The 403-nt window shown below is 59.3% G+C and carries 1 protein-coding gene; it reads left to right on the plus strand.

The window, feature by feature from the left end:
- Nucleotides 1-85: 85 nt before the first annotated feature.
- A partial coding sequence (locus P0G09_RS15835) for a DUF5685 family protein (protein WP_275253133.1) occupies nt 86-403 on the plus strand: 318 nt, incomplete at its 3' end.

Here is a 403-nt window from a genome sequence, read left to right on the forward strand (position 1 = left end):
CCCGTCAAAGCCCTGCGTGGGCATCGGCTTTGACGGGAAGCGTACCGTCGAATTCAAGAAAAAGTAAACAGGAGACTAAAAAGACATGGACGGTCGGATGCGGCCTTATCTTCCGGAACTTACCATCCGGGATTATAATATCTACCAATGGTACCTGCGGGGCGTGCAGTATCAGCTGAACACGACCTACGGGCTCTACTCGTGCAGTCAGCTGCAGCACATCGGGGTTCTGTTCGCACTGCTGTCAGACAGCCTGGCCGGGCGGGAGGCGACCTGCAAAAAGGTGCGCCTGCCCTGGACACTCTGCTGGAAGCCGATGATGTGCCAGACCCAGGGCATCCGGCTGGCCGCGCAGGTGGAGGTGCTGCTGGGCTGGCATAAGCTGCAGGACCGCCGCAGTGAC

Source organism: Faecalibacterium sp. DFI.5.82 (genome assembly GCF_029076575.1).
Taxonomy (GTDB): Bacteria; Bacillota; Clostridia; order Oscillospirales; family Ruminococcaceae; genus Faecalibacterium; species Faecalibacterium duncaniae.